Annotated in this window: 14 protein-coding genes and 1 riboswitch; of the genes, 7 read left to right on the forward strand and 7 right to left on the reverse strand. The window is 36.8% G+C overall.

Annotated elements, in window-relative coordinates; genetic code table 11:
• Positions 1 to 70: 70 nt before the first annotated feature.
• Positions 71 to 712: a phosphoribosyltransferase gene (locus tag H8Z77_RS07430; RefSeq protein ID WP_069987310.1), complete on the reverse strand. Its 642-nt coding sequence runs from the start codon at positions 710 to 712 to the stop codon at positions 71 to 73.
• 339 nt (positions 713 to 1,051) lie between these two features.
• Between H8Z77_RS07430 and H8Z77_RS07435 the strand changes: the two genes are divergently transcribed.
• Positions 1,052 to 1,351, forward strand: a complete 300-nt coding sequence (locus tag H8Z77_RS07435; RefSeq protein WP_069987311.1) for a hypothetical protein — start codon at positions 1,052 to 1,054, stop codon at positions 1,349 to 1,351.
• A 66-nt stretch (positions 1,352 to 1,417) separates the two neighbouring features.
• On the opposite strand, the gene thiD is transcribed toward H8Z77_RS07435, so the two are convergent.
• Genes thiD through thiW form a run of 4 tightly spaced genes read right to left on the reverse strand, consistent with a single transcriptional unit; the run spans position 1,418 to position 4,214 of the window.
• Positions 1,418 to 2,197 (reverse strand): bifunctional hydroxymethylpyrimidine kinase/phosphomethylpyrimidine kinase, encoded by a 780-nt coding sequence (gene thiD, locus H8Z77_RS07440; RefSeq protein ID WP_186996632.1) that lies wholly within the window; start codon positions 2,195 to 2,197, stop codon positions 1,418 to 1,420.
• A gap of 23 nt (positions 2,198 to 2,220) precedes the next feature.
• Complete coding sequence (gene thiE / locus H8Z77_RS07445) at positions 2,221 to 2,862, reverse strand: thiamine phosphate synthase (RefSeq protein ID WP_186996633.1); 642 nt, start codon at positions 2,860 to 2,862, stop codon at positions 2,221 to 2,223.
• Entirely contained in the window at positions 2,843 to 3,673 is an 831-nt protein-coding gene (gene thiM / locus H8Z77_RS07450) for a hydroxyethylthiazole kinase (protein ID WP_186996634.1), read from the reverse strand. The genes thiE and thiM overlap by 20 nt, the downstream gene beginning before the upstream one ends.
• A gap of 22 nt (positions 3,674 to 3,695) precedes the next feature.
• Complete coding sequence (gene thiW / locus H8Z77_RS07455; RefSeq protein ID WP_186996635.1) at positions 3,696 to 4,214, reverse strand: energy coupling factor transporter S component ThiW; 519 nt, start codon at positions 4,212 to 4,214, stop codon at positions 3,696 to 3,698.
• 78 nt (positions 4,215 to 4,292) lie between these two features.
• Positions 4,293 to 4,399: riboswitch (TPP riboswitch) on the reverse strand.
• A gap of 353 nt (positions 4,400 to 4,752) precedes the next feature.
• On the opposite strand from thiW, the gene H8Z77_RS07460 reads away from it, so the two are divergent.
• From H8Z77_RS07460 to H8Z77_RS07475, 4 genes are all read left to right on the forward strand, one after another.
• Complete coding sequence (locus tag H8Z77_RS07460) at positions 4,753 to 6,264, forward strand: 4Fe-4S dicluster domain-containing protein (RefSeq protein WP_069987315.1); 1,512 nt, start codon at positions 4,753 to 4,755, stop codon at positions 6,262 to 6,264.
• Between the two features lie 100 nt (positions 6,265 to 6,364).
• Positions 6,365 to 6,694, forward strand: coding sequence for an LPS biosynthesis protein (locus H8Z77_RS07465; protein ID WP_186996636.1), 330 nt, complete (start codon positions 6,365 to 6,367; stop codon positions 6,692 to 6,694).
• Between the two features lie 352 nt (positions 6,695 to 7,046).
• A complete protein-coding gene (locus H8Z77_RS07470; protein ID WP_069987317.1) occupies positions 7,047 to 7,400 on the forward strand; it encodes a type II toxin-antitoxin system PemK/MazF family toxin in 354 nt (117 codons plus the stop codon).
• A gap of 212 nt (positions 7,401 to 7,612) precedes the next feature.
• Complete coding sequence (locus tag H8Z77_RS07475; RefSeq protein ID WP_186996637.1) at positions 7,613 to 8,269, forward strand: HAD family hydrolase; 657 nt, start codon at positions 7,613 to 7,615, stop codon at positions 8,267 to 8,269.
• A 52-nt stretch (positions 8,270 to 8,321) separates the two neighbouring features.
• On the opposite strand, the gene H8Z77_RS07480 is transcribed toward H8Z77_RS07475, so the two are convergent.
• Positions 8,322 to 10,601, reverse strand: coding sequence for a SpoIIE family protein phosphatase (locus tag H8Z77_RS07480; RefSeq protein ID WP_186996638.1), 2,280 nt, complete (start codon positions 10,599 to 10,601; stop codon positions 8,322 to 8,324).
• A gap of 476 nt (positions 10,602 to 11,077) precedes the next feature.
• Between H8Z77_RS07480 and H8Z77_RS07485 the strand changes: the two genes are divergently transcribed.
• Both H8Z77_RS07485 and H8Z77_RS07490 read left to right on the forward strand, forming a co-directional pair.
• Complete coding sequence (locus H8Z77_RS07485; RefSeq protein WP_069987320.1) at positions 11,078 to 11,548, forward strand: NfeD family protein; 471 nt, start codon at positions 11,078 to 11,080, stop codon at positions 11,546 to 11,548.
• Between the two features lie 102 nt (positions 11,549 to 11,650).
• Entirely contained in the window at positions 11,651 to 12,634 is a 984-nt protein-coding gene (locus H8Z77_RS07490) for an SPFH domain-containing protein (protein ID WP_069988000.1), read from the forward strand.
• A 295-nt stretch (positions 12,635 to 12,929) separates the two neighbouring features.
• Here H8Z77_RS07490 and H8Z77_RS07495 read toward each other — a convergent pair whose 3' ends face one another.
• A complete protein-coding gene (locus H8Z77_RS07495; protein WP_069987321.1) occupies positions 12,930 to 13,712 on the reverse strand; it encodes a Cof-type HAD-IIB family hydrolase in 783 nt (260 codons plus the stop codon).
• Positions 13,713 to 14,790: the final 1,078 nt, after the last annotated feature.

The following is a 14,790-nucleotide window of genomic DNA, read 5'->3' on the forward strand; positions in this document are numbered from 1 at the left end:
ATTTTACTGCATAAAGGTAAAACCGACCAAGGAATACAGCTAATAAATCCATAAAACGGATTTTTCAATTTTAAATTTTGGAGTAACCATAGCTATTAGCCAAAGCATCAATTTTATGGTTTTCCTTACAGAATGGGCAATCCCGGAAGGAGTAGGTTTGATAATCTGGAATATCTTCTTTTTGAAAAATACTTTTTACTGGAATATCTTGTACTTCATCCATTGTGCTAAAAATAGCAGAAATTCCAATCACATTACCGCCATAATAATCCAAACATTCCAAAGAACGTTTTGCTGTTTTACCAGTTGTAATCGAAGCGATTAGCAGCAATATTCTCTTTCCCGCAATCATATCTTGGATATTATCGCGGAAGATCATCTGACCATTGGTATTAAATTCTGGTGTTACTACATAAATTGTACTACTGGAATTCATCTGCATATAGGAGGTTTTGGTCAGTTCACGTGCCAAAAAGCTACCAATTACTTCACTGCCATCCATACAAATAATCGTATCCACTAAAGTTGTACTGGAATAGTAATCAGCAAAGTTTAAGGCTGCATTTCTAGCCATATTATGGTCGTGCTTTACCCTAGTAATATCAATATAATAATTGATGTGGGAATGGCTGGTTACAAAATGTCCTGGTATGGCGGAAATAATGACATCTCCATGGATACTAGATTTAATTTCAATTGCCTGTTTATTCATAGTCAAAGCCTCCTTAATCATGTAATAAAGAAAAAATTTATTTTATTTATTATATCATTCATTTCTATATTTTTCAATCATTTATTATATAATTTATATTATTTGTACAAATATAAAAAATTATTTTTTGTGATCCTACAAAATTAAAGGACGTATAAACAACCATAAAAATACATTCTGTACTATTATGGTTGAATATACTATTATTTAAATTTATTTGTCAATTTGCTATATTTTCTTCACGAATTATTGTTAAATATTTTTTCTTTTTTTGCTTGATCTTTTTTCCAATTTGGAAGATAATAAAATTAGATAAAATCACACAGGGAGGTTGAAGTAATGAACAGTAAAATGGTACAAACAGAACGTGGAACAATGGAAGAAAAATTGCCAGAAAATATTGAGTTTTCTCAGGTGATTAAAATCTCAAAAGAAAAACAGTACAATCCACACAATGATTATACTGTTCCCCCTGAATTATTAGATTGCAATAGCTGCCAGCCATGTTTTGTATTATGGAATTCTCCAAATGGATTAGCGCTTACCTGCCAAGAACAAAATGGTTTTGTAACAAAATACCAAGACCAAATTGGAGTAGAAGAATTCCAAACAATAGTAGATACAATTATATGGGAATAATCTTAAAATCTAGACGGTGTTCTTATCATAATAGAAACAGGCAGAGGGATTTCTCTGCCTGTTTTGCTATTTTATTGGATACATATGGTCTAATGGCCCGTTTCCATGCCCTAAATTTAACTTGGAGGACAGTGTGCCGGTCAAGTATTGTTTTGCCTTTTTAATGCTATTTTGCAAATCAATCCCTTCTGACAGCCCGCAGGCAATAGCGGAAGATAAGGTGCAGCCTGTACCGTGATTATTTGGATTATTTATCCTATTGGTATGAAACCAATGGTACTCCCCATCGTATAGCAGGTCATCTGCGTCCCCATCTAGGTGTCCTCCTTTTAACAGGATTGCGGAACCAAATTGATGATGTAATCTTTCTGCTGCCTCTTCCATCTCCTTCCTGGTTGTGATTTCGGTATCCAGTAAGTATTCCGCCTCCGGAAGGTTAGGAGTAACCAGCTTTGCCAATGGAAATAATTCCTGTTTACAAACCTGTATTGTCTGCTGGGTCATCAAAGCTTTCCCGCTGGTAGAAACCATAACAGGGTCTATTACTAGGTTTCTTGTATGGTATTGTACTAATTTTTTGGCTACAACATGGGCGATTTCATGATTTGGAATCATCCCAATTTTCACTGCGTCCGGTGTGATATCCTGGAAAATACAGTCCAACTGTTGAGATACTATTTCCACAGGACATTCCCACACAGAAACAACGCCTAATGTGTTTTGCGCTGTAACTGCAGTGATTACACTCATTCCGTATTGTTTATGTACTGTAATCGTCTTTAAATCCGCCTGTATCCCCGCGCCTCCACTACAATCGGACCCAGCAATTGTTAATATTTTTTTCATCACGCCCTCCTTGCATACAAAGATTATGCTTTTACCATTTTTTCCGCCAATTGACGCAGTTCTCTTGTGGCTTTCGAAATATCGTTTTGGGCGAAAATAGCGGAAACAACTGCAACTCCATTGACTCCGCTTCCAGATAATTGCAACAGATTATGGGCATTGATTCCTCCAATGGCAACAACCGGGATAGATACCGCCTTGCAGATTTGCTTTAAGGTATCAAACGAAACATCACTGGCATCCAATTTGGTAGAGGTAGAAAACACAGCTCCAACCCCTAAATAATCCGCCCCCATTTGTTCTGCAAGTATAGCCTGCTCCACTGTTTGGGCTGATACACCAATAATTTTATCTTTCCCAAGGCGTTCCCGTACCTGGTTTGCTGCCAGGTCAGATTGCCCTACATGGATGCCGTCAGCGCCACAAGCAATCGCAACTTCCAGATTATCATTGATAATAAACGGGATATTATGTTTCTGGCAAACGGACTGAATCTTGACTGCTTCTGCTAGGAAATCTTTATCCGACAATTCTTTCTCCCGCAATTGGACGATTGTCGTCCCCGCTAAAATAGTTTCTTCTACCTGGTCCACCAAATCATGGTCCCCTAACCAACTTCGGTCAGTAACCGCATATAATAATAAATCATCTGGTGTAAACTTCAATTTTCGCCCCTCCTTTCAGGATATCATCTTCCATTTTACTCATGGCGTCGATTAGATAGGTGCGGAAACTAGAAGTCCCACCATTGGTTTCACATATTTTTTGATAAGCCAATTCTCCACACAGCCCCATTGCCGCAATCGCAGCAACAGTTGCCTCGGTAACCCTATCTGAATTCGCCGCACAATAAGCCGCGATCACCCCTGTTAACATACATCCTGTACCAGTAATTTTAGACATCACAGGATGTCCATTCCGGATGACATAGGCCTGGGTGGTATCACATACCAAATCAATCGCCCCAGTAATGGCGATGGTAGACCCTGTACTTTCACTCAGCTTCGTGGCAAATTCAACCGCTTGCGGGAGATTTTGTTCGGTAATAGCGTCTAATTCATTGGCGTCTACCCCTTGGGTATTGCCTTTTCCCGCCGCAATCGTCTTGATTTCAGAACTATTTCCACGGATAACAGTAAATTTTACTTCTTCTAATAAAGATTTTGCTGTGTTCGTCCTCAATTGGGAAGCACCGGCTCCTACTGGGTCCAATACGGTAATGTGTCCCAACCGATTTGCCTGTTTTCCTGCCAAAAGCATGGAGGAAATTGTTCTGGAATTCAATGTTCCGATATTAATATCCAATCCAGCGCAAATAGAAGTAATCTCTTCTACCTCCTGCTGGTCATCCGCCATAATCGGGGAGCCTCCACATGCCAGCAATATATTGGCTACATCATTTACTGTTACATAATTAGTAATACAATGGATTAAGGGAACCCGTTCCCGTACGTTTTGGATGATTCCTTCTAGCATATTTCGCACCTTCCTACTCTATTTATTGTTTTGCTGTACCAAGGGAAACTTGCACACGTTCTAACACTTTTGCCCTTTTTAAAGCACATAATAACACAAAAGCCATGGTAGCTCCTCCCGCTGTGCTTACCAAAAATGGTACCACATAAGCAAATGCCGCTGCTTCTTGCCCCATGATTAGTGTAGCTACTGGATAAGCTACCAAAGCACCTAAAATACCAGTGCCAAATACTTCCCCAATATAGGCCAAATAAAGCTTTTTACCAAAATACTGATACAATATCCCACAAAGCAAGGCACCTACCATGCTACCTGGAAAAGCAAGTAAACTTCCTGTTCCTAATAAAACACGGATTAACGAAGTGGCAAATGCCATGCCAAATCCATAGGCAGGTCCCAGTGTTACCCCTGCAATTACATTGACAACATGCTGTACTGGAAAGCATTTTGACGCGCCTACCGGGATGTAAAATGCGGAACAGACTACCCCTAACGCAATCAATACAGCCGCAGTTGTTAGTTTTTTAATTTGATAATTCATAAAAACACTCCTTTTGAACACAGCCGATCCGATCCAGACAAACAAAAAACGGAATATGCCACCAGCATATTCCGCAATTTTATCATTCCGCAACATCCCTACGTTGGCATTATCCAAATCAGGTTATGGGTCGAAGTTGATGACTTCCTCTCAGCCTGCTATCACAAGCTCCCCGGCTTATATTCTATTTATTTTTAAATTTATTGTAGCACTGGTTTTTTTATTTGTCAATAAAAATGCTAAATTGATAAAACACCAAAAAAATTATTCTAAATTCTGCAATTATCACAAAAAAATATTGAATATTTTGGCTTATTGCATTTTATTTTGTGATAACACAAGAAAAATCAGCAAATTTTTTGTGTATTTTTCTTATTATTTTCTATGGATACAGGACAATCTTTAGGAAGATAATCAATTGAAAAATAAGGTAGAAAAATGGTATTATCTATAATAGATAATGGTCTTGTTGTGCGCAAATTGTCCTCAATTTTTGGCCGATGAAAAACAAACTAACAGGCAAAAGGAGAATTGTTTCATGAGAGGTATTTATACATCTGTAACTGATATCCGCCGTAAAGTATTTACCGAAGTAGCCCGTATGGCTTATGAAGGCGGAGACTACGCAAAAAAAATTGAAGAACTGCCATACAAAATTATTCCAGGCGAAATTGCTACTTACCGTGAAAGTATCTTCCTGGAACGTGCGATTGTAGGGGAACGTCTGCGTTTATGTATTGGTTTACCACTGCGTCCAGTAGATGAAAACAAACCAATCTCTGATGGTATCTTTGAAAGTGCAATTGCGGAAAAATATTATGACCCTCCACTGGTAAATATTATCTCTTTTGCATGCAACAAATGCCCGGAAAAGAAATTTGAAGTGACAAATTTATGCCAGGGATGTTTAGCACATCCATGTTCCGAAGTCTGTCCAAAAGGGGCAATTAGCTTTGACGCACATGGAAAATCCGTAATTGACCAAGAAAAATGTATTAAATGTGGACGTTGTAGAACCGTCTGTCCTTATGGTGCTATTCAAAAAATGGAACGTCCTTGCGCAAAAGCGTGTGGAATGAACGCAATTGGCTCAGATGAACACGGCCGTGCACAAATTAATTATGATTTGTGTGTATCCTGCGGTATGTGTATTGTAAACTGTCCATTTGGCGCTATCTCGGATAAAGGCCAAATCTTCCAGTTAATCCAATCTATCAAAAAAGGTGACCAGGTGATTGCCGCTGTTGCCCCAGCATTTTTAGGACAATTTGGTCCAAAAGCAACTCCTGAAAAAATCAAAGACGCAATGCGCCACCTGGGATTTGCCGATGTAGTAGAAGTAGCTGTTGGCGCTGACCTTTGTACGATTGAAGAAGCAGAAGATTTCTTGAAGAAAGTTCCAGAAGAACAGCCATTTATGGCAACTTCCTGTTGTCCTTCCTGGTCTGTTATGGCAAAAAAACTCTTCCCAGAATTTGCGCCTTATATCTCCATGGCATTAACTCCAATGGTACTGACCGCACGTTTAATCAAAAAAGAACATCCAGATTGTAAAGTGGTATTTGTTGGCCCATGCTCCGCAAAAAAACTAGAAGCATCCAGAAGAAGTATCCGCAGTGATGTTGACTTTGTATTGACTTTTGAAGAAATTATGGGGATGTTTGAAGCGAAGAATATTGATTTCAACCTGCTGGAAGGCAATGAACCATTGAATGAAGGTACAGGTGCAGGTCGTGGCTTCGCTGTAAGTGGTGGTGTTGCAAACGCTGTTGTAGAAGCAATCAAAAAAATAGATCCTGATCGGGAAGTACAGGTAGACTACGCAGAAGGTTTGGAAAACTGTAAGAAAATGCTCACCTTAGCAAAAGCAGGAAAACGCAATGGATTCTTGCTAGAAGGGATGGGTTGCCCAGGCGGATGTGTTGCTGGCGCAGGAACCCTTCAACCAGTAGCAAAATCCACTGCTGCTGTAGCAAAATACAAATCTCAAGCAGAACAACAAAATGCTTTGGATAGCAAATACGCACATAAATTAAAACACTTAGATTAATGTAAGAAAGAGGGATAGTTACTATCCCTCTTTCTTCTTTTTTGAGCATATGTGTATTAACTTTATCCTGAAATATCATTTAAAATAAAGGAGCTATGATATGAAAATTGAAGGAAATCAGAAAGAAATAGACGCTATGGAACAATTCCACCGAGGAAACCGGCAGCAAGGGCTCCAGCTTCAAGAAGAATTTGCCGCTGCGTTTCGGGAAGAATATCAAAATAAGGATCATTGCCCCTGTAAAAAGGCCTGCCGTTACCATGGAAATTGTAAGGAATGTGTAGCGATCCATCGGGCACACCAGGAACATGTCCCAAATTGTATGCGCCCTATCATCAACAAGAAACTAAAATTGCTATCTGAGTTAACAGAACATACCATTGCAAATGAAATTAAACCTCCTCATGAAATACTGAGAAAAGAATTTTAATAACTATATTATTATTTTGTGTCTTTTCAAAAATAAAGAATTAAAAGGGTTGGCATCAGCCAAAAAATTTATTATCCTTGCCTAAGAACTACTTTTACCTAAAACGCAAAGTACCGAACAAATGAAAGATGATTCCAATATTATCAAATTAGAAAAAGAATTTACCATTCAATGGACTGCTTTTATTTGAATGGAATCGATCAAATTCTTCCGTCACCTTTTCCAATATGAATTCATAAAATAAGACAGATGCTAATGCGAAAAACCCTCCCCTTTTTTCGTTGGATTGATTATTTCACAGCAAGTTGGCAAAACTATTTATGCAAGAATTTTTTAATAGGAGTGAACATCAATGTCTGTAAAAAGGGGAGAAATTTATTACGCTGACCTAAGCCCTGTCGTTGGATCAGAACAAGGCGGGATTCGTCCGGTTTTGATTGTGCAAAATGATGTTGGGAACCGATATAGCCCTACTGTAATTGCAGCCGCCATTACCAGCCAAAAAGATAAAACAAATCTGCCCACCCATATTGAACTAAATGCGTCAAAATGCGGCTTAGCAAAAGATTCCATTGTATTGCTGGAACAAATCCGCACCATTGATAAACGCCGTTTAAAAGAAAAAACAGGGGAACTGGATGCCAGCAGTATGAACAATGTAAACAACGCATTATCCGTTAGTTTTGGTTTGGGGAATGCTACATAATTCCCCTAAAAAGAGTTATTGTTCCTAAATACAATAACTCTTTTTTGTTCCTTTGGGAATTCGTAGTATTATTCTATGAAAAAAAACAGGATTGATATCAATCCTGTTTTTTTCTATGGATTAAAATTTTCTTCTGAGCCCTCTAGTAAAAATATTGTTTCTTGATAGGAAGTATGCTATACTGTTGATAATTGATATAAGGAGGTTTTTACATGTATCAAACCATTTTATTTGATTTGGACGGCACTTTAACAGACCCCAAAGAAGGGATTACTAAATGCGTCCAATATGGGTTGCAGCATTTTGGTATTGATCAACCGGATTTAGAACAGCTGACTGTTTTTATTGGACCTCCTTTGATGGATGGGTTCCAACAATATTACCATTTTACCGAAGAACAGGCATCCATTGCTACCCAAAAATACCGAGAGCGTTTTAAAAATCAGGGTATTTTTGAAAATAAACTATATGATGGAATTCCAGAGTTGTTACAGCATTTGTTAAATAAAGGCAAAACTTTAGCGATCGCAACTTCCAAACCACAAATTTTTACGGAGCAGATTTTAGACCATTTTGATTTGACAAAATATTTTTCTGTTATTGTGGGAAGTACATTGGATGGAACTCTCAGTAAAAAAGAGGATGTTATTCAGGAAACATTAAAACAGCTACAATTAAACCCAGAGCAATTCAAACAAGCTATTATGGTTGGCGACCGTTGCTATGATATCCTGGGGGCACAGAAATGCGGCTTAAACTCGATTGGAGTTGGATACGGTTATGCGCAACCTGGCGAGTTATCCCAAGCAGGCGCTACTTATCAAGTTGAAACTATTTTAGAACTACAGGAATTACTGGATCAAATTTAACTGACTTCTCCCCTCCCTAGAACCAGGAAGGGGTGTTTTTTCATCTTTTTCCCTATTTTTTTAATCGGATTGCAACTACAGTAATATCGTCAGAATGGCCATCAATTCTACGGCGTTGTGCCTCCGCGCATAGTTTTTGGGAAATTTCCTTGGAGGATAATTGAGAATACAGTTCTAATTCAGAGGAAATCCAATCTTCACCGGATGCTAATGCCCCATCCGAAACCATAACAACCAAGTCACCACGATTGAGCTTCATTTCCTCTTTGTCATATTGGATCCCCTGCAAAATCCCAATTGGTAAACTGGAACACTCGATCCGTACTACCTTCCCATTCCTCATCACAAAAGAACTTGCCGCACCGGATTTCGCAAATTCCGCCATCCCTGTATATAAATCGATGGTGCATACATCCAAGGTTGCCAAAGATTCTTCCCTAGATTTTACCAGAAAAGCCAGATTAACCAATTGGAACGTGGCATCAAATCCAAACCCTGTTTGCAGCAATTTGCGCGCGATGGAACAGGTCATAGTACTGTCCACAGCGGCCCTGGCTCCACTTCCCATTCCATCGCTTAAAATAATATGGGCAAATCCTTTACTGTCCATAAAATACTCAAAGCTATCCCCACAATAGCGATTATTGTTGTTTGAAATTTGAGAAGCATGAAAATCCACCCGAAAGTTTGCCCGCTCAAAATAAGATACTTTTGTGGATAAATCGGAAGATACTACACTGGGGAGTTCCATTTCACGGTTTAGATGTTCCGTTAATTGTTCACTAATCTGTTCTAAATGGAAATCATCTGGACGTTGTGCCAAATAAATATCACAGTACAGTCGGTCATATTTATCATAATAACAATGGATTTCTTTTGGCTGACAGCCAATTTCCTGAAATGCCTCCTGTACTACTAAATTAGCTTTTGGGTCGTTGGCAATTATATCGGATAGTTCCTTGCTCATTTCACAAAGCATACCGGATATCCCTTCTAACTGGTTAATCGCCATTAAACGCGCTTCTACTACCCGGCGTGTAGCTGCCTCCTTTGCCAAAAATTCTTTATAGTCCAAATTGATCTCTTGCAAAAATTCTTCTGGTTGGCAGCACTTTTGCTGAAAGAAAAAGGGGGCTGTATCCTTCTCTACCTTACCTTTGGTACGCAATAATTTTGTTAGATTATTTAAAGCATGTGTCATATCCCCATAAGCCGCTCCCCAACAAAACGTATTTAACCCGCAGTTTTTGCAAACCCTTTCAGACGTTTTCGTATAAATATGAAAAATATCATTTTCCGCTGCTGCTTCCATATGATTAGAAACTTTTTCGATAGAATGTTGTAGGTCTGTTAAACTGTCCGCGATAAATTCTAACTTTGAGGTCATACCATCCGTATGGGTACGGTGTACTTTTGGAATTTTTTCTTTCGTGAATAAACGGTCCAAAATGTTGTCAGGAAAAAAGAAAAACACTGCGGAACCCAATAAAACCTCTACCATATCCAATGTTGTAACCTGTTCTACCCCCAACACTACCGCAGAAAACGTAGCAGAAGCAATGAACATCGTAACCTGAGCAATCTTTCCTAATGGACAGAATACTCCTCCAATAAATGCCGCTACAATTAAACAGCCAGAACTAACCGCTAAGTTAGTATCATAAAGTGTCATTGCAATCGTAAATAAAATGGCTACTAACACACCACCAGCATAGCCAATCCAGTACATGCCAATACAGATACAGATAATCCCTATAATTCTGGCTATCCGAAAGTTCCATAGTTCCAAAGGGGCAAGAGAAAGGAAGGTAATCGTACATAAAATAGCGAAACTGGCTTTTTCCACAAATCTGTATTCGTGGGAAGGTGATGATAACGAATGCACAACCATACTCACCATAAAGGCCATACTGCCACATAATAAGACTTCAGACCCTTTTAGCAAAATGGTAATGGTAGAAACAGGATGTAATACAATGGAAATAACAGTTGTCGTCAACAAAGAAACGGAAGCAATGACACCTTGGATAACCGAATCTGTTTCTGCTGTATGTCCTTTTAAATGAATAAAAAATTTAAAAATAGTTACCAACAATAGCGCTGCAATATAGCTGCTGTTATCGGTAATCCCACCGAAGATCACATAGCCACAAGCACTACCAGCTAAAGAAAAAAGGCTGTACTCTTTTGGGATAGCTGCTGCAAAAGATATCCCAAAGGGGGAAAACGACCCTAATACCCTCGCGTTGGATAATAGCGCCGATAAAAATCCAACAGCGCAGCCTTGCAGCAAATCAAGGGAGCGGGTTTTGATGATTGAACTGCTTTTCATAATAACCTCCATTATTTTTTACTTCCCCTAGATAAATAACAGGAATTTTAAAGATAGTTGACACATAAAATAGAGTATACAAGGAGTAGATTGCCTGTTTTATCAAGGAGTATGTTACTATTACCCCCTATTATAAAAACTTTTATTGGAAAATATTGTTGATTCGTAAGATTCGATGGATAGTTACTATTGTTGTCATGAATCTCAATAATTTGTTATAGTTTTGTAATTGTTATTTTGCTTTAAATTTGTTATAATAACTAATATAAAAAATAAATGAAACACTATTTTGTTTATGTCCATTAACAATACAATGGTTTATAAAACAAATTCTATTCTATTTCATTTACTATCTTACAAATGAAAAAGAGTATTGATTCTCTATGCTAATCTTAATTCATTTATAGAGGAGTATTATGATACAATTTGGTAAAAATAGAATTGATTGATTTTGTAAATTTTAAAGAGGTTTTTTTATGGTTACATATTTAATCGTATGGGGTATCGCTTTTGTTGTATTCGCAATTATTGAAGCATTAACCCCACAACTTGTATCCATCTGGTTTGCCTTAGGTAGCTTAGTTGCTTTTGTTGCCGCTATTTTTGGCTTACCACTATGGTTACAAATTGTCATTTTTATTTTAATTTCTATTTTAGCGTTGTTGGCAACAAGGCCATTGGCAAAACGACTGTTAAACAAAAAAATAGAGCCTACCAATGCCGACCGTTTAATTGGAAAAATTGGTTATATTTTAGAACCTGTCGATAATTTTAAGGAACAAGGACGAGTTCAAATAGATGGACAGGATTGGAGTGCCCGCAGTATAGATGGCACCCATCTGGAAGTTGGAACAAACGTAGTAGTACGGCGTATTGAAGGAGTAAAACTAATTGTACATGTAGCGATGCCAGAAGATTATGAAAACCAACAGCCAGAAAACCAATAAAAGTTAATGGGCCCTGATGGTTTGGATGGAGTGAGCTTTTCGTTGTAGATATTGAGAATATAACACAATAATAAAAAGGAGAATGATATTATGCCAATTCCTATGAGTGTATTGATTGTATTAGCAATTGTTATTATTTTATTGATTATTTTAGTTTCCTGTATTAAAATTGTTCCGCAAGCAAAAGTATTTGTAATGGAACGTTTAGGCGCATACCATTCTACATGGGTCACTGGTTTGCATTTTAAAATTCCATTTTTGGATAAAGTGCGAGCCAAAGTCTCCATGAAAGAACATGTAATTGATTTTCCACCACAGCCTGTTATCACAAAAGATAATGTTACAATGCAGATTGACACTGTGGTATTTTTTCAAATTACCGATGCAAAACTTTATACTTACGGCGTAGAGCATCCAATTTCTGCAATTGAAAATTTGACAGCGACTACTTTGCGTAATATTATTGGTGAAATGGAATTAGACCATACATTAACCTCCCGTGATATCATCAACAGCAAAATTACTTCTATTTTGGATGTTGCTTCGGATAAATGGGGAATCAAGGTAAACCGTGTGGAATTAAAGAATATTATTCCACCACGCGAGATTCAAGACGCAATGGAAAAACAGATGAAAGCGGAACGGGAACGCCGTGAATCTATCTTACAGGCAGAAGGACGTAAAAAAAGTGAGATCCTTGTAGCAGAAGGGGAAAAACAATCCCAGATTTTACGAGCAGAAGCTCAAAAAGAATCTGAGGTATTGCGTGCGCAGGCTGAAAAACAAGCTTTAATTTTACATGCGGAAGCTGTAAAAGAACAAAGCATCCGTGAAGCAGAAGGTCAGGCACAAGCAATTGAAATGGTACAAAACGCACTGGCACAAAGTTTACGTGTATTGTCTGAATCCAATCCTTCTGACCAAGTTTTAACCTTAAAGGCATTAGAAGCCTTTACAAAAGCTGCTGATGGAAAAGCAACTAAAATTATTATTCCAAGTGAATTGCAATCATTGGCAGGTTTGGCCACAACCTTTAAAGAGGTAATGACAGACAAAGACCAACCAGAGATAGATAAACCACAATGACATCAGATAAAGAACAAAAAGCTGTCCTAAAAAGGACAGCTTTTTGTTCTTATTTATTTTCTTAAAGTAGATTCTCATTCATCAATTCATCATTTGCTTGTTTTTTAATTTTAATCCTTCCTATCCCTTTAATATTGTTTTTTATCATTATAAAATAATATTAAAATTTTGACATTCTAATTTATCGATATATTAAAATCACAATTTTCTAAAATATTTGGTTATAGGATAAAAATAATTTTGAAAATATAAAAAGGAACCAATAATATTCATTGGTTCCAATAATTTAAAAATATTATTTTTTTGGTGGAATCACATTATAATGTACCAAAGCATTATAAATACCATCTTCATCTACCGAAGTTGTTATATAATCAGCAGCCTGTTTTACGTCTTCACCGCCATTGCCCATAGCAACACCAATGGTAGTCATCCGCACCATTTCCACGTCATTTCCTCCATCACCAAAGGAGACTGTTTCCGCTCCAGTAAGATTAAAATACTCTAACATTTTTTGAATTCCTAAAGCTTTACTTCCTCCTTTTGGAACAACATCAATAAACAATGGATTCCAGCGCGTAGCATTACAATGAGGTAGATGGGACATAAATTCTTTTTCCTGTTCTGGATGAATATATGGAACAATTTGAAAAATATCTTCCTGTAAAGCCCTTTCCACGGGACAGATTGGTGGAGGTGAAATATTCACAGATTGATGAATGAAACGCACCTCATCATCTTCATAATTTAAGAAAAGGTCTTTCTGTGCTCCAAAGATACAAGGAAAAGGTTTTCTTTTTAACATCTGTACAATGGTTTGAATATCCTTTTTTGGAATACAATTTTTATAAATGATTTGATCATCAACAAAGCAATACTGGCCATTTAAGGTAATATAACCGTCAAACTCAAATTCTTGAATACTAAATAATTGGGATTTATGCCTTCCAGTGGAAACAATTAATTTAATTCCCTGCTCCCTCATGGCATGTAACGCATATAAAGTGGAATCTGACATTTTATGCGTTTGAAAACTTACTAAGGTTCCATCTACATCAAAAAATACAGCTTTTACCATATTGGTTCTCCTATCTACCGCCGAATTTTTTATCTTTTACCAAAATTATAGCATAGAAATTAGTAATTTTCAATAAATAAAAATCGGTTTGTTTTTAAAGTACAACTATCAGTTTTCAAAAAAATATATGAAAATTTAAAAGCACCACAGACAGTTTCCGTGGTGCTTTTAATGTATAATTTCAATATTCAATTTTTAAAACCTCGTTATCTATTCTAATTTAGTCTGGTGGTCTCACTCCAAATAACTTTTTTATTATTAAGAATTGATTATAGTTTTTGTTCCTATCTCTTTCTCTCTAATACCAGTTATTATCTTCCAGATATGATTTACTTATAACCATTTTTTAACAATTATAAGTTTTATTAAAAAATCATTACACCTGATTCCCTAATAATTTATCATAAGTTCAGATAATTAGGTTTCTGTCTGTTTTAACCTTTTTAACAGGCTTACCTATTACATTGGACTATCCCCTAAATATTAATTTGTATTACAATGTATCACTACTTTGTAATAAACCAACTGTTATATCTTCAGTTAGTTTTTATGGGGAGTATAAAACAAACGCTGTTTTATACATAAGTTCTTATTTCATGGGACTGTACCTTTTCCTTTACTTCTAAATGTAACCAATTAAAACAAATTATTCTATCTTCAATAAACTTGTAATTACTTTAATCGAACACTCAAATAACAGTTCAAACTATATCTTATGATACTGCGTTTAAAGATAACTAGTACATTGGCATAACCCTCATAATTCTATTGAGCGTATTACTTGCCGATCCTTCATGAACGATATTGTTCTTTTCAGTAGATCATACTTACTGTTACAATATCTTATCTCGTCTTGTTAGCACATTGGCCTAACCTCGTTAATTTATAATATATTCTATCCTTTTACAGCTTTTTCAATTACAGTACATCAATCTTTATTTCTGCACTTTTTCTCGAATCTTCTATTTTACTGTAAATAACAAGATAGTTGAGGAAAATCTCCTCTGTGTACCTCCCACCCTAATTGCTTTACAATTAAAATGTTCAGTTTCTATAGGCACTCACCATATCTATATAC

Origin of the sequence: Clostridium facile, assembly GCF_014297275.1 — a bacterium.
Classification (GTDB): domain Bacteria; phylum Bacillota; class Clostridia; order Oscillospirales; family Ruminococcaceae; genus Massilioclostridium; species Massilioclostridium facile.

Coding starts and splice junctions, on each gene's coding strand:
- H8Z77_RS07430 (WP_069987310.1), bottom strand. CDS start 712: ATGAATAAACAGGCAATTGAAATTAAATCTAGTATCCATGGAGATGTC.
- H8Z77_RS07435 (WP_069987311.1), top strand. CDS start 1,052: ATGAACAGTAAAATGGTACAAACAGAACGTGGAACAATGGAAGAAAAA.
- thiD (WP_186996632.1), bottom strand. CDS start 2,197: ATGAAAAAAATATTAACAATTGCTGGGTCCGATTGTAGTGGAGGCGCG.
- thiM (WP_186996634.1), bottom strand. CDS start 3,673: ATGCTAGAAGGAATCATCCAAAACGTACGGGAACGGGTTCCCTTAATC.
- thiW (WP_186996635.1), bottom strand. CDS start 4,214: ATGAATTATCAAATTAAAAAACTAACAACTGCGGCTGTATTGATTGCG.
- H8Z77_RS07460 (WP_069987315.1), top strand. CDS start 4,753: ATGAGAGGTATTTATACATCTGTAACTGATATCCGCCGTAAAGTATTT.
- H8Z77_RS07465 (WP_186996636.1), top strand. CDS start 6,365: ATGAAAATTGAAGGAAATCAGAAAGAAATAGACGCTATGGAACAATTC.
- H8Z77_RS07470 (WP_069987317.1), top strand. CDS start 7,047: ATGTCTGTAAAAAGGGGAGAAATTTATTACGCTGACCTAAGCCCTGTC.
- H8Z77_RS07475 (WP_186996637.1), top strand. CDS start 7,613: ATGTATCAAACCATTTTATTTGATTTGGACGGCACTTTAACAGACCCC.
- H8Z77_RS07480 (WP_186996638.1), bottom strand. CDS start 10,601: ATGAAAAGCAGTTCAATCATCAAAACCCGCTCCCTTGATTTGCTGCAA.
- H8Z77_RS07485 (WP_069987320.1), top strand. CDS start 11,078: ATGGTTACATATTTAATCGTATGGGGTATCGCTTTTGTTGTATTCGCA.
- H8Z77_RS07490 (WP_069988000.1), top strand. CDS start 11,651: ATGAGTGTATTGATTGTATTAGCAATTGTTATTATTTTATTGATTATT.
- H8Z77_RS07495 (WP_069987321.1), bottom strand. CDS start 13,712: ATGGTAAAAGCTGTATTTTTTGATGTAGATGGAACCTTAGTAAGTTTT.